Raw genomic sequence first — 14,345 nt, 5'->3', positions numbered from 1 at the left:
TCTTCGGTCACTGCGAACCTCCCGTCCGGCCTACCGAAATCTGCTGCGCGACAACGCGGTACAGCTCGTCGATGACCTCATCCATGTTCAGGTCGCTGGTGTCGACCAGCACGGCGTCGTCGGCCGGACGCAGCGGGGACACCTTGCGGGTGGAATCGAGGTTGTCGCGTCGCTGCACATCGGCGAGCACGGCCTCGTAGTCGTCGCCGCGGCCTTCGGCGATGTTCTGCTGGTTGCGCCGATGCGCGCGCGCCTCCGCCGACGCGGTCAGATAGATCTTGGCGTCCGCGTCCTGCAACACGACGGTGCCGATATCCCGGCCCTCCACCACGATTCGCTGTGCGTCCGTGGTGATCTCACGCTGCAACGCGACCAGCAGATCCCGGACCTCGGGCACGGCCGACACCGCGGAGACCGCCTTGGTGACGGCGTCGCCGCGGATCTCCGCGGAGACGTCCTCGCCGTCGAGCCGGATCACCTCACGGCTCGGGTCGGTACCGATCGAGAGCGGCAGTTCCTTCACCGCGGCGCCGATCGCGGCGGCATCGGTCAGCTCGACACCCGCGCGCAACACCCGCAGCGTCGCCACCCGGTACATCGCACCGGTATCGAGATAGCGGGCACCGAGCCGGGTCGCCAGGCGCCGCGAGACGCTGGACTTGCCGGTACCGGACGGGCCGTCCATCGCCACCACGAGCGGACCGGTCCCCGACATCTGCCGAGGGGCCTCGACCGGAATCTCCACACCCATCACAACGACACCGCCTCGTAGAGTTTGCCGATTTCCGCGCGACCGAGCACCCGCAACGTGCCCGGACGCTGGTCGCCGAGCGCGACCGGACCGATATTGGTGCGCACCAGCCGGGTCACCGGATGGCCGACCGCGTCGAGCAGCCGTCGCACGATGTGTTTGCGCCCTTCGTGCAACACCAGTTTCACCAGCGAACGTCCCTCGCCCAGCTCGAGCACCTGAAAACTGTCCACCTTGGCGGGACCGTCCTCCAGCTCGATGCCGTCCTTGAGACGTTTGCCGATCGACTTGTGCACCTCGCCGTTGACCGTGGCCAGATAGGTCTTCGACACCTGGAACGACGGATGCATGAGCCGATGCGCCAGATCTCCGTCGTTGGTGAGCAGCAGCAGGCCCTCGGTGTCGGCGTCGAGGCGCCCGACATGGAACAGGCGCTGACCCGCCGCCACCCGCTCGGCGACGATGTCACCGACACAGGGACGACCCAGATCGTCGGACATGGTGGACTGCCAGCCCTTGGGCTTGTTCAAGGCGATGTGCACGAGTTCCTCGCGCACCATCACGCGGGTGCCGTCCACCCGGACCACCGCGACCTGCGGATCGATCCGCAGACCCTGCTCGCGCACGATCGCGCCGTCGACCTCGACCCGGCCCTGCGCGATCATCTCCTCGGCGGCGCGCCGCGACGCCACACCCGCCTTGGCCAGCACCTTCTGCAAACGCTCGCCCTCGCCCCACGGCATCTTGACGTGCCCCTCGGCGGCCGCGGGCTCCACGTGCTGCCGCTTCGCGGGCTTGGCGTTGCTGAGCAGCGGCGCGGACTGCGTCTGCTTCTGCGGCTTCGGGTTCTTCTTCTTGCCGGTCGGCACGGGCTGGGCGGCCCGGCGCACCGGGATGCCGTTCGGCGGAGTGCCCCACTGGGTGGTGCCGCCCTGGCCCGGGCCACGTCCCGAATTGCCTTGCGCGGAGCCGTTTTCGGTCCGGGGACGGTAGGAGCCGCCTTGTGCGGGACCGTCGGAGCGGCCGCGGTAACCGTTGCCGCCCTGGGCAGGACCGTCCGTGCGGCCACGGTAACCGTTGCCGCCCTGGGCGGGACCGTCCGTGCGGCCACGGTAACCGTTGCCGCCCTGGGCGGGACCGTCCGTGCGACCGCGGTAACCGTTGCCGCCCTGCGTAGTTCCGTTGCGGGTGCCGCGATATCCGTTGCCGCCCTGGGTATTTCCGCCGTCATTACGGCCGCGGTAGGGGCCGTCACCGTCGGAGCGGCCGCGGTAGGAGCCGCCTTCCGTGCGATCGCGGTACGAGCCGCCTTGCGCAGCGCCGCCGCGGTACGAGCCGCCGCCGTCCTGGCGGTCCCGGTACGAGCCGCCCCCCGCGCTGCCGCGATAAGCGTTGCCGCCCTGGGCGTTTCCGCGGGACGCGGTGCCGCGATATCCCCCGTCGCCGCGGGCGCTGCCGCGGTCTGTTCCCCCGCGAGCCGCACTGCGTGCGTCTCGCGTCGCGCCACCCCTGGTGGGCTGGTCGCTGCGTTTCCTACGATCCGGTGTGCCATCTCGGCGAGCGGGCGTATTCATTTTGTCCTGTCAATCCTCGCTGCCGAGGTCCAAGTCGGCCTCGGCGGGTTTCTTCAGCTTGGTGTAACGGGGGTCCGTGTCCAAGCTCTCGTTGATCTCATCGATCAGGTCGACGCCCGGGAGCAGGGGCGCCAGCGGCGGCAGGTCGGTCAGCGACGCGAGCCCGATCCGTTCCAGGAACAGCTCGGTCGTGCTGTACGTCGTCCCGTTCGTTTCCGGGTCGACGCCGGCCTCGGCGATCAAGCCCCGAGCCAGCAGCGTGCGCATCACCCCATCGACGTTCACGCCGCGCACCGCGCTGACCCTGGTCCGGGTCACCGGTTGACGGTATGCCACCACCGCCAGAGTTTCCAAGGCCGCCCGCGTCAGTTTGGTGCGAGCGCCGTCGAGCAGCACCCGTTCCACATAGGGCGCGTACTCGCTGCGAGTATAGAAGCGCCACCCGTCTCCGACGAAACGCAGATCGATCCCGCTGCCCCGCGCCGACAACTCCGCCGACAGCTCACGCAACACCCCCTCCACCCGCTCGGTGGTGTCGTCCAACGCCGCCGCCAACTGCTCTACCGGGGCCGGAGCGTCCACGACGAGCAACATCGCCTCCAACGCCGACCGGAACTCGGCATCCTCCAGAAACTCCGGCGTGAACTCCGACACTGTGTTGTCGGCGACTGGTGTCGCGTCGTGCGTGGGCACGTTTTCGGCGGACGCATCGCCCGCGTCGGAGGCATTGAATGCCTCGGCAGAACGATCCGCCGTGCCTTCGGCGGGCGCTTCCAAGCCAGCCGCCGCAGCGGCCGAGCCATCGGCGGCAACCGTCGCGGCGACCGCGACAGCCACGTCCTCGGCACTGGAGTTCGCCTCGACCCCACGCGAAGGACCAGTCCCGGCTGGACGAAGGCGACCCGCCGCAGCCGTAACCGAACCGGCTGCAGCCGAACCCCTGACGGAGCCCCTCGCGAGAGCGGCGTCCACACCGTCGCGAATCGCCTCCTCGTCTGCGGCAGCCGAGCCGTGGGCGGACGATGCTGCGGGGAGCGCGGCGGCGGCCACCTCGGGGCTTGCCTCTGCAGCGGCCGAGCCATCGGCGGCAGCCGTTGTGACAGCGACGTCCTCGGCACCGGAGTCTGCCTCGACCCCTCGCGAAGGACCAGTCCCGGCGGGACGAAGGCGACCGGCCGCAGCCGTGGCCGGACCGGCTGCGGAGCCCTTCGCGGGGTCCGTGCCTGGGGTGGGGTCCGCGTCCGGTTGGGCCGAGACCGGGGTGTCGGTGTGCTCGGTCACCCGTAGTCCTCCTCGATGGTCACGGTGCTGGTCTGGACGTCGTCACCGATCCAGCTGATCGACAGGGGGCCGAGCGGGTCGGGCTGGTCGAACTCGATCGTCTTGCCTCGGTACAGCTCGAGCAGCGCGAGGAAGCGGGCGACGATCTCGACCGGCACGGTGCAGTCGGCGACCAGTTCGGTGAAGGTCGTCCAGCCGCCTTTTCCTGCCAGCTTCAATCGTTCGAGCACCAGCGCGGCCTGTTCGGCGATCGACACGGCGTGGTTGTGCAGGTGGTCGAGTCCCACCTTGGGCACCGGGCGCGGGCGGAACGCCGCCGCGGCGATCGCGGCGAATTCGTGCGCGTCTACTCCCAGCGTAACCTCGGGCAGCAGGTCGGCGAAGCGCTCCTCCAGGCCGACGGCGCGCGGATACCGCCGCAGCGCGACCGCTTCCAATTCGCCGAGCAACTCGGCCACCTGCTTGAACGCCCGGTATTGCAGCAGCCGCGCGAACAGCAGGTCCCGCGCCTCCAGCAGTTCGAGGTCCTCGGCGTCGGTCATCTCCCCCGACGGCAGCAGTCGTGCCGCCTTGAGGTCGAGCAGCGTGGCGGCGACGACCAGGAATTCGGTGGTCTGGTCGAGGATCTTGTCGGCGCGCAGCGTCGTCGTGGCGTCGTCGGACAGCGCCGCGGTCAACGCCTTGGTGTAGGCGATGAACTCGTCGGTCACCTTGTGCAACGCCACCTCGGTGACGTCGAGCTTCCGTGAGCTGATCAGGGTCAGCAGCAGATCGAACGGCCCCTGAAAGTTGCTCAACCGCAGATGAAACCCGGACTTCTGCTCCGCCCCGGCCGCCACCGAATCATCCGTGCCCCCGGCCACACCGTCGTGCACGCCCTGCGGACGCGGCTGCACCGTCTGCTCGGCAGCGCTCGACCCCGAAGGGGGCTCGGGGTTCGCGGCGGGCTGCTCAGGCATCTGGACATCATGGGGTACGGCGGAATGATCCGATGTGTGCAGGTCCGGGGTCGACGTAACCTCGTCCGCCGCACGGTCCGGCTCGTCGGCGCGCGCCGCAGCCCGCTCCAGGAGGTCGCCCGACGGGTGGTCGTCGCCGTGGACGACCCCGTGGCCGGGCGTGTGGGTGGTAGCGGGTGGTGCGGGGTCGTTGCCGCCGATCACCGGCCGGACCGGTGGATGACTTCCCGCGCCATCGCCCGATATGCTTCGGCTCCACTGGATTTCGGCGCCCACGTGGTGATCGGCTCGCCCGCGACGCTGGCGTCGGGGAACCGCACGGTACGCGAGATCGCCGCGTCGTAGACCAGGTCGCCGAACACTTCGACGACCCGCGCCATCACCTGACGCGAATGCAGTAGTCGGGCGTCGAACATGGTGACCACTATTCCGTACAGGCTGAGCCTGGGGTTGAGGCGGTCACGCACCTTTTCCACGGTGTCGTTGAGCAGCGCGAGCCCGCGCAGCGAGAAGTATTCGCATTCCATCGGAATGATGACGCCGTCGGCGCAGGCGAGCGCGTTGACGGTGAGCAACCCGAGCGACGGCTGGCAGTCGATGATGATGTAGTCGTACCGGTCGCGGATGGAATGCAGTGCGCGGCCGAGCGAATGCTCCCGCCCGACCTCGTTGACCAGCTGGATCTCCGCGGCCGAGAGGTCGATGTTGCTGGGCAGCAGATCCATGTTCTCGACCCGGGTCGGCATCAGCACGTCGTCGATCGAGCCTTTGGAGCCGACCAGCAGATCGTGCACGGTCAGCTCGAGATCGTGGTGGGCCACACCCAATCCCGCGGACAGCGCGCCCTGCGGGTCCAGATCGACCAGCAGCACCCGGCGCCCGTACTCGGCGAGCGAGGCGCCGAGATTGATGGTGGAGGTGGTCTTGCCGACGCCGCCCTTCTGGTTGCACATGGCGATGATGAGGGCGTCGCCGTGCCGTTCCAGCGGCGGCGGGTCCGGCACGAGTCGCAGGGGGCGCCCGGTCGGGCCGAGTGCCGCGTCCTCCGCGACAGGGAGATCGGCCCCGGTGCCCCACAGGGTTTCGGCCGCTGCCGCCGAGGCGGGACCCGGATGCGGCTCCGCCCCAGCACCCATCGGCGGCTCTGCCGCTCCGGCTGATGTCACGATCCGCTGCTCCTTATACGTTCCTGCCCGTTGCCTCGCCGAGCGTAGCGAAGCCGATCAGGCCCGACCTCGCTTTCGTACGGTCCAGCTCTCGATAGACGCTACCGCTTATGAGCGTGCAAGAGCCGCGACGCGCGCGGCGTGTTCGCGGCACCACGCCGGGCCGCGAACAGCAAAACGCTACCCCGTATCGCTCTGCGCCACTCCGGGTCACCGTTGAAACGCATGTCGAAGCGGCCGAGTGACTCGTCCGAGCTGTCCCGTTTCCGCCTCCCCGCGGCTGTCCGGATGTGCTCCAGACGGACGATACTCGGTGCCGCGACCGCGCCGCCCTAGCGGGCACGGGGATGCGCGGTGGCCCACACCTCGCGCAGGGTGTTCACCGTGACGAGAGTGTAGATCTGGGTGGTGGTGACCGAGGCGTGGCCCAGGAGTTCTTGGACCACACGGACATCCGCGCCGCCGTCGAGCAGATGGGTGGCGAAGGAGTGGCGCAGCGTGTGCGGTGAGACGGCGGCGCCGATGCCCGCGCGTTCGGCCGCGGTCTGCAACACCTGCCACGCGGTCTGGCGCGACAACCTGCCCCCGCGCGCGTTCAGGAACAACGCGCCCGCGTTCGCCTTACCGGCGGCGGCCAGCATCGGCCGCCCCCGCACCAGGTAGGCGTCCACCGCGGCGAGGGCGGGCCGGCCGATCGGCACCATGCGTTGCTTACCGCCCTTGCCGTGCAACACGACCGCGCGTTCGGCGATATCGAGATCGTCGACGTCCAGTCCGACCATCTCGGAGATGCGCGCGCCGGTGGAGTAGAGCAGTTCCAGCAGCGCGCGGTCGCGCAGGCCGCGCGGTCCGCCGTCGGTGCCGGGCGCGGCGTCCGGATCGTCGACTGCCCCGCCGCCCGCGGCTTCGAGCAACTTCAGCACCTGGTCGTAGGGCAGTGCCTTGGGCAGCCTGCGGCCGGGCGCGGGTGGTTTCACCGCGTGCGCGACATCGGTGACGGTGAGACCTTCGGCGGCCGCGAACCGGTGCAGCCCGCGCACCGCGATCAGGGCGCGCGCCACCGAACTCGCGGCCAGCGGCGGATGGTCGGCGCCGCCCGCGCGCAACGCCATGGTGAATTCGGCGACGTCGCCCTCGGCGACCTGATCGAGCGCGGTGCGGCCGCGCCCGGTCAGGAAGTCGAGATAGCGTCCGAGGTCACGCCGGTAGGCGCCGAGGGTGTTCCGCGCGGCGCCGCGCTCGACCGCGAGATGGTCGAGGTAGGCGTCCAGTTCCCGCGCGAGCACCCGGCGCCCCCGTCAGTCCGCGGACTTCTGCGCCGCCTTGCGGCGCAGAAACGCCGTGGGCTGACCCGGCCACGGCGCGTCCGCCGGACGTAGCTCGGTGCCACCGGCCCGCGCCGCGGCGAGCGCGAGCACACCGGCCACCGCGGTCGCGTTGACGATCTCCCCAGCCAGTGCCGCGCGCACCGCGTCGGCGACCGGCATCCGCACGATCGCCAGATCGGCTTCCTCGAATTCCGGCTCGGGCTGGTCGGTTTCGTACAGTCCGCGCGCGACGTACACGCGCAGCGCCTCGTCGGTGAAGCCCGGCGACAGCGCCACGTCCACCAGCACCGACCAGTCCCGCGCGGCCAGTCCGGTCTCCTCGGCGAGCTCGCGCCGCGCGGCGACGAGCGGGTCCTCGCCCTGCAGATCGAGCAGGCCGGCGGGCAGCTCGAGCAGCCGCCTGCCGATCGGATGCCGGTACTGGTTGATCAGCACGACATTGTCGTCGTCATCGATCGCGGCGACCGCGACGGCACCGTGGTGCTCGATCACCTCCCGCTCGACGACCTTGCCGCCCGGCATCCGCACCTGGTCCAGCCGCAGCGCGAGAATCGCCCCGCTGTAGACCGTTTCGCTCGACACCGTCTCGAAATCGTGGCTGCCCGGTGCGGCAGCGCCCCCGTCCACCGTCATCGCGCTACGCCTGCTCCGCCGCGCTCACGAACTCTTCGTCCGGGATGTCCACGGGCAGCCGCTCGGCCAGCTTGTAGGTCAGGGCCGCCGCGACCAGCGCCGCGAACAGCGGATGCGGACGGGTCGGCCTGCTCTTCAGCTCCGGATGCGCCTGGGTGGCGACGAAGAACGGATGCACGTCGGCGGGCAGTTCGACGAACTCGACCAGATGCCCGTCCGGCGAGGTGCCACTGAACCGCAGCCCGCTCTTCGCGATCCGGTCACGGTAGGCGTTGTTCACCTCGTAGCGGTGCCGATGCCGCTCGGACACCTGCTCGGCGCCGTACGCCTGCGCCACCACCGAACCCTTGGCCAGGGTCGCCGGGTAGGCGCCGAGACGCATGGTGCCGCCGAGATCGGCCTCACCGGCGACGGCCTGTTCCTGATCGGCCATCGTGGAGATGACCGGATGCGGGGTGTCCGGCTCGAACTCGGCCGAATTGGCCTCGTCCAGACCGACCGACCTGGCCGCCTCGATGACCACGCACTGCAGGCCGAGGCACAGCCCGAGCAACGGAATACCGCGCTTGCGGGCGTAGGCGATCGCGCCGACCTTGCCTTCGATGCCGCGGATGCCGAACCCGCCGGGGATCAGCACCGCGTCCACGTCCCGCAGCGCGGCCTGCGCACCCGCGGGCGTCTCGCATTCATCGGACGGCACCCAGCGGATCTGCACCCTGGCCCGCGAGGCGAAACCGCCCGCGCGCAACGCCTCGGTGACCGACAGGTACGCGTCGGGCAGGTCGACGTACTTGCCGACGAGCGCGACCTCGACCGTCTCGCGCGGCGAATGCACCCGGTCGAGCAGGTCGCCCCACACGGTCCAGTCCACGTCGCGGAACGGCAGCCCGAGCTTGCGCACCACATAGGCGTCCAAGCCCTCGCGATGCAGCACGCGCGGGATGTCGTAGATCGACGGCGCGTCCGGGGTGGAGATGCAGGCGTCGACATCGACGTCACACATCAGCGCGATCTTGCTCTTGAGCGCCTGCGGCACCTCGCGGTCGCACCGCAGGATCAGCGCGTCGGGCTGGATACCGATATTGCGCAACGCCGCCACCGAATGCTGTGTCGGCTTGGTCTTCAACTCACCCGAGGGCGCCAGATACGGCACCAGCGAGACATGCAGGAAGAAGACGTTGTCCCGGCCGACATCGTGCCGGATCTGGCGCGCCGCCTCCAGAAAAGGCTGCGATTCGATGTCGCCGACGGTGCCGCCGATCTCGGTGATCACCACATCCGGGGTCTGCCCCTGCGCGTCCGGCGCGCTCATCGCGAGCACCCGGCTCTTGATCTCGTCGGTGATATGCGGAATCACCTGGACGGTGTCGCCCAGGTACTCGCCGCGCCGCTCCTTGGCGATGACCGTCGAATAGATTTGCCCGGTCGTCACATTCGCGTCCCGGGTGAGATCCCGGTCCAGGAACCGCTCGTAGTGACCGACATCCAGATCGGTCTCGGCGCCGTCCTCGGTCACGAACACCTCGCCGTGCTGGAACGGGTTCATGGTGCCGGGATCGACATTCAGATACGGGTCGAGTTTCTGCATCGTGACGCGCAGCCCACGCGCCGTCAGCAGCTGACCGAGGCTGGAGGCGGTAAGACCTTTACCCAATGAGGAGGCGACTCCACCGCTCACGAAGATGTGCTTCGTAGCTGTTCGCGCCTGAATCCGTGTTTGACCCACGGGTCTTCACGGTAACACGGATCAACTGTCCAGAAGTAACGCCACGCACGTTTGCTGTATATGTGCCGCGCGTGGCTGTCACCACTGTGCTAGCGGGGGGCCGAGGCCAGTGTGAGCGAAGTCGCCTTGTCGCCGGTGCCGTATCGGCCTGCGCCGCCGTTCAGTTGTTCGGTGAGGGCGAGGACGGTGGTGACGCGGCCGATCTCGCGGTCCAGATTGTCGACGGTGGTGACGGAGGTGGCCAGTGCGCCGTCGGTGCGCACCACGGCGATCGGTCCCGGGTTCTCCGCAGCTCCGGCGCGACCGGCGAGGACGACGCCGGCGCCGCGGCCGCGCAGGGCGCCGGCGAACCTGGCGATGTTCGCGCCCTGGCTGTTCTCCGCCGACTTGGCGCCGTTGCCGGTGATCACGACGGCGAGCTGGGCCGGCTGGATCGGGGTGTCGCCGTAGGCGAGGAAGCCGCCACCGCGCAAGGTCTCCAGGACGAGGCCGAGTTCCTGTGGGGTGCCGCGGGTTTGCCCGTTGGCCGGATCGAGCAGCAGCACCAGGCCGAGCAGGTCGCCCGCCATGCTGCCCTGATCGACTGCGCCGGTGCGCAATTGGGCCCCGGCCGGGATGACGTTGGTGACGGCGGTGCGCATCCGGTCGCCCTCGGTGGCGTCGGCGAACGCGTCGGTGAGTGCGATCCGGCCGGTGATCGCGGCCCCCGAGGTTTCCAGCGATTTGGTGACGCCCTCGATATCGGCGGGATCGGCGTCCGGCGTGGTGAACACGACCACGCTGCGGTCGGCGAGGGTGCCGCCGAGGATGCGTCCGGCGGAGCCCGCGATGAAGCGATCGGCGGCGTTGAGCTGATCGGTCAACTGCCGGTTCTGTTCGGACACGGTGTCGACCTGCTGGCGCAGATCGGACTTGTCCGCGCGCAACCCCGACAGCAGATCCGCCGCGAGGGTCTGCGAGCCGAGCACGACGCCGATGGCGAGTGCCAAGAAGATCGCCACGATCGAGACGGCGTGCTGGCGTAGCGAAATCATCGTTCTCCCTTGGTCATGGAGCGCAGGACGGTCACTGGCCGCCTGCGCCGACTAAGCCCTGCGCCCAGAGCGCGAACCGGTGCCAGGTGTCGGTGGCCCAGGTCAAGGCGTCGGTGCCGGTATTGGACGCGAGCAGCACGACGATCACCGCGACCAGCGCGGCGAGCACCACCAGTGCGACGCCGATGCCGGAGACCCGGTTGCGGTACAGCGTGGCAACGGCTTTGGCGTCCATCAGCTTGGTGCCGAGTTTGAGCCGGGTCAGAAAGGTCGCCGGGTTGCTCTCGCGCCGGCTGCGATCGAAGAAGTCGTCGAGCGTGGCCGCCGCGCCCGCGGTGACGATCAGTGCCGCACCGTGATGGTGAGCCAGCAGCAGCGCCAGGTCGGCGGGCGAGCCCGAGGACGGGAACGTGGTGGCGCCGATGCCGAGATCCTGGATCCGCTCGAGGCCCTTGGCATGACCGTCGGTGTCGGCGGGCAGGATCACCTCGGCGCCGCATTTCAAGGTGGCGGTGGTGATCTCGTCCGGATCGCCGACGACGAGGTCCGGCTTGTACCCCTGCTTCATCAGCGTGTCCGCGCCGCGGCCGACGCCGACCATGATCGGCACATACTCCTTGATGAACGGCTTGAGCCGCTTGAGATCCTCGGCGTGATCCGGTCCGTCGGCGACCACGACCACGTGCCGGTGCTTCATCGACAGTTCCAGCTCGGGCACGCCGATACCGTCGATGAGCAACGCGCTCTCGGTGCGGATGAACTCGATCGTGTTGCCCGCGAAGGCCTCGAGATGATCGGCCAGCCCGTTGCGCGCCTCGATCATCCGCTCGGCGATATCGGCGTCGGTGAGCTCGATGCCCTCGACGAGCACCTCCGGCTCTTTCTTGGTGACCTTGTCGAGATAGACGACGCCGCCGTCGATCCGGACCTTGATGCCGTCCTTGATCTTGCTGAAGGCATCCGAGCTCACCGTGTCCAGCAGCAGGATCCCGTTGGCCACCAGCACTTCGGGGCCGAGATTGGGATAGCGGCCGGAGATCGACGGCGAGGTGTTGATCACGGCGACCACGCCCGCCTCGACCAGCCGGTCGGCGGTGAGCCGGTCCAGGTCCATCTCGTCGAGCACGACGACATCCCCCGGCCCCACCCGTTTCAGCAGACGCCGGGTATTGCGGTCCACCCGGGCGATCCCGGTGCGGCCGGGCAGCGTTTCGGTGTTCCTCGACAACAACGCCAGCATCTTCATGGCTCCGATGCTGCCCGCTAACCCTCAACCTTTGGTGGAGGCGCGCCGTATCACCTACCACATGGGTCACTGCTAAAACAGCGACTCGACCCACGACACGCGGAACTTCTGCCGGATTCATTGTGGTCAGAGACAAAAACGCCCCCGCGGGCGCGCTGTTCGCCGTCGCCCGCGGCGAGCGTGTGCCGTAGCTAACATTCAGCGCGTCTTGTGCGTCGGCAACCGCCCGGCATACCTTGACCCCATATTTCCATCTGGGATGACTTTCGTCCGCGGCGCTGCGTACCGACAGAACTCCCATGGCATCTCCGACCCGCAGGCCGAGCGCGGCACACCCGCCGGCCACCGGGCCGAATCGAAGGCGGTACGCACCGTGCACAGATTGACGAGATTCCTTGTCGTTTCGGCGACTACGGCGGCGATCGGCGCGGCGTCGACACTCACCGCCCATGCCGAGCCCCGGTCGGACGGCATTCGATACACCGCGCAGGTGGTCGGCGATGCCGTAGTACTGACCACCGACTCCGGATCCCTCGACACCGCGGGGGACCAACTGGAGATCCGGGACGACGCGGGCGTCCTGCGGGCGTCCTTCCCGCTCGGCTACTACCAGGACAATCGGCGCTGGCCCGTCGCCGCCCGTGTCGACGGCACCACCGCGACCCTGACCCCGAGCGTCGACCCGGCCACCGCGACACCCGCGCCCGGCGTCACCGATCCGTTGCACGAGGTCGCCCTCGACCCCGAATCCCCCGAGTTCACCAAGGCATTGGAGAACTTCACCGCCGTCGTCGGCGTGGGCACCGCGCTGGGCACCCTCATCGGGACGGTCGTCGGCGCAGGTCTCGGCTGCGTGGTCGGCGGGGCACTGGTCGGCGGCGCGGCGACCATCCCGACCATCGGCGTGCTGACCATTCCCGGGTTTCTCGGCGGGTGCCTGGTGACGGCCATCCCCGTCGCCGCCATCGGCGGGGTCCTCGGCACCATCGGCTTCGGCATCCCCGCGGTCGTCATCGGCGGCTTCCTGCTCGGCGACGCGCTGACCAAGCAGAACGCGGCCCCGCCGAAGCCCTGACCCGCGAATCACCCGAGCATTCAAGGCATTACGGACAATCACCCGCTCAAACTGTGTCTACCGTCACAGTAAGCAAACTATTTCGCGCGTCTAACTAGCGAGGTCGCTACCGTTTCGTTACCGTCGGCCGACATCGACGACCGCTCGACGTGACGCAGCAAAGGACACCGGCTGGATGCGCTTCGAAACAACCGCGAATATCGGTGCGACACACCGAAGACCAGACGTTTCTCGCATACCGGCGCGTTCTGGACAATCCAGACAAATGCGGTCGATGCGATGAGCGGCTACGGTCCACGCGGTTTCGATCAGCGCAACAGCTCCCGGCTGCGCAACCCGGACAACCTTCAGCAATGGTCTAGCTATTCGTTGCGGAGAGACGAAACCTGGCCGGTTCGGGAAGACCATCGGCCCGACCGGTGGCCCACCACCGAGGACCGCTGGCCCGCTGACGACGATCGGTGGGCCGCCCCCGCGAACCCCCGATTCGCCGCAGAGCCGTGGTCCACCGAAAACCGTTGGCCCCAGGACCATTGGCCACCCGCCGAAGAGCAGTGGGCCGAGGACTGGCCGACCGCGACCGACGAACCACCCGGCGACCCGACACCGACCGATCAGTGGACGTGGTCGAACGATCGCCGGCAGTCCCCCAACGACCACGGCCCAGCGAGGCACGGCGCTGCCGAGAAAGCGACGCCCGCTGCTGCCGAGCCGCGCAAGCGCCGGGGCGGGCGGCATCGGATGCCTCCGCCGCCGACGGCACTGAAGGGGCGGGCGGCGATCGTCGCGATGGCCGCGGGTGCGATCGTGGCGGCGGGGCAGGATCTCGAGACCGGAAGCGGGAAGGCGCCCACGCAATCGGTGGCGCCGATGGCGCTGGGGCAACCGCAGGCGGTGGAGGTGGCGGCCGCCGGTGCGGAACCGCACAGCACGGATCCCGGTTTGCTCGCGGAAGGTCCGGCCACGCTCGGCCAGTTCGCCGACATGCTGCAGCACGGCAGCAAAGTCGCGGACGAGATCGCCGCGGACGTCCAGGCGAAGCTGCGTCCCCTGTTCGTCAAGTTCACCTCCGGCACGTTCACCTCCGGTTACGGAATGCGCTGGGGCACTCTGCATCCCGGCGTCGATGTGGCCGCGCCCATCGGCACCCCGATCGTCGCGGTGGAGGACGGCACCGTCATCAGCGCGGGACCGGCCAGCGGTTTCGGCATGTGGGTGCGCGTACTCGGCGACGACGGCACCGTCACCGTGTACGGCCACATCAACACCGCACTGGTCTCGGTGGGCCAGCACGTCACCGCGGGTGACGAGATCGCCACGGTCGGCAACCGCGGCGAAACCACCGGCCCGCACTGCCACTTCGAGGTCTGGCTGAACGGCACCGACCGCATCGATCCACTCCCCTGGCTCGCCACCCGCGGCATCGGCCTCGGCCCCGAGCGCGATTGACCTTTCCAGCCAGCGCAACCGAGCCCCGCGGAATTATCGAGAGCGGAATCACGCCAGGTCAGCACGCCCGCACTATTTACGACCGATCGATCGTACTATAGTCTCTGCGTGACAGGCCTGGCG

12 protein-coding genes are annotated in these 14,345 nt (G+C 69.1%); 2 read left to right on the top strand and 10 right to left on the bottom strand.

The annotated features are described in order from the left end of the window. Positions 1–7 precede the first annotated feature (7 nt). The 10 genes from cmk to steA all read right to left on the bottom strand — a co-directional run bounded on the left by cmk (position 8) and on the right by steA (position 11,698). Positions 8–751, bottom strand: coding sequence for a (d)CMP kinase (gene cmk, locus O3I_RS13985; protein ID WP_014983577.1), 744 nt, complete (start codon positions 749–751; stop codon positions 8–10). Continuing rightward, positions 751–2,325: a pseudouridine synthase gene (locus O3I_RS43780; RefSeq protein ID WP_081593982.1), complete on the bottom strand. Its 1,575-nt coding sequence runs from the start codon at positions 2,323–2,325 to the stop codon at positions 751–753. The genes cmk and O3I_RS43780 overlap by 1 nt, the downstream gene beginning before the upstream one ends. 9 nt (positions 2,326–2,334) lie before the next feature. Next, the gene (gene scpB, locus O3I_RS13975) at positions 2,335–2,979 is read right to left on the bottom strand and encodes an SMC-Scp complex subunit ScpB (protein WP_041563774.1); all 645 of its coding nucleotides are present in this window, start codon (positions 2,977–2,979) and stop codon (positions 2,335–2,337) included. A 623-nt stretch (positions 2,980–3,602) separates the two neighbouring features. Continuing rightward, complete coding sequence (locus O3I_RS13970) at positions 3,603–4,565, bottom strand: segregation and condensation protein A (protein ID WP_081594294.1); 963 nt, start codon at positions 4,563–4,565, stop codon at positions 3,603–3,605. 200 nt (positions 4,566–4,765) lie between these two features. Beyond that, a complete protein-coding gene (locus O3I_RS13965; RefSeq protein WP_014983573.1) occupies positions 4,766–5,701 on the bottom strand; it encodes a ParA family protein in 936 nt (311 codons plus the stop codon). 362 nt (positions 5,702–6,063) lie between these two features. Continuing rightward, positions 6,064–7,017 (bottom strand): site-specific tyrosine recombinase XerD, encoded by a 954-nt coding sequence (gene xerD / locus O3I_RS13960; protein WP_014983572.1) that lies wholly within the window; start codon positions 7,015–7,017, stop codon positions 6,064–6,066. Between the two features lie 12 nt (positions 7,018–7,029). After that, on the bottom strand, positions 7,030–7,692 hold the full coding sequence (locus O3I_RS13955; protein ID WP_014983571.1) for an NUDIX domain-containing protein: 663 nt from the start codon (positions 7,690–7,692) through the stop codon (positions 7,030–7,032). Positions 7,693–7,696: 4 nt separating this feature from the next. Next, entirely contained in the window at positions 7,697–9,418 is a 1,722-nt protein-coding gene (locus O3I_RS13950; protein ID WP_081593981.1) for a CTP synthase, read from the bottom strand. An 89-nt stretch (positions 9,419–9,507) separates the two neighbouring features. Further along, positions 9,508–10,452 (bottom strand): copper transporter, encoded by a 945-nt coding sequence (locus O3I_RS13945; RefSeq protein WP_014983569.1) that lies wholly within the window; start codon positions 10,450–10,452, stop codon positions 9,508–9,510. Between the two features lie 31 nt (positions 10,453–10,483). Next, on the bottom strand, positions 10,484–11,698 hold the full coding sequence (steA, locus tag O3I_RS13940) for a putative cytokinetic ring protein SteA (protein ID WP_014983568.1): 1,215 nt from the start codon (positions 11,696–11,698) through the stop codon (positions 10,484–10,486). 259 nt (positions 11,699–11,957) lie between these two features. Here steA and O3I_RS13935 point away from each other — a divergent pair, with 259 nt between their 5' ends. Next, on the top strand, positions 11,958–12,773 hold the full coding sequence (locus O3I_RS13935; RefSeq protein ID WP_014983567.1) for a hypothetical protein: 816 nt from the start codon (positions 11,958–11,960) through the stop codon (positions 12,771–12,773). 279 nt (positions 12,774–13,052) lie between these two features. After that, positions 13,053–14,222 (top strand): M23 family metallopeptidase, encoded by a 1,170-nt coding sequence (locus tag O3I_RS46295; RefSeq protein WP_014983566.1) that lies wholly within the window; start codon positions 13,053–13,055, stop codon positions 14,220–14,222. Positions 14,223–14,345 lie beyond the last annotated feature (123 nt).

This window comes from Nocardia brasiliensis ATCC 700358 (assembly GCF_000250675.2).
Taxonomy (GTDB): domain Bacteria; phylum Actinomycetota; class Actinomycetes; order Mycobacteriales; family Mycobacteriaceae; genus Nocardia; species Nocardia brasiliensis_B.
Note: the sequence above shows the minus strand (reverse complement) of the source record. Positions and strands in the feature narration are given on the sequence as shown.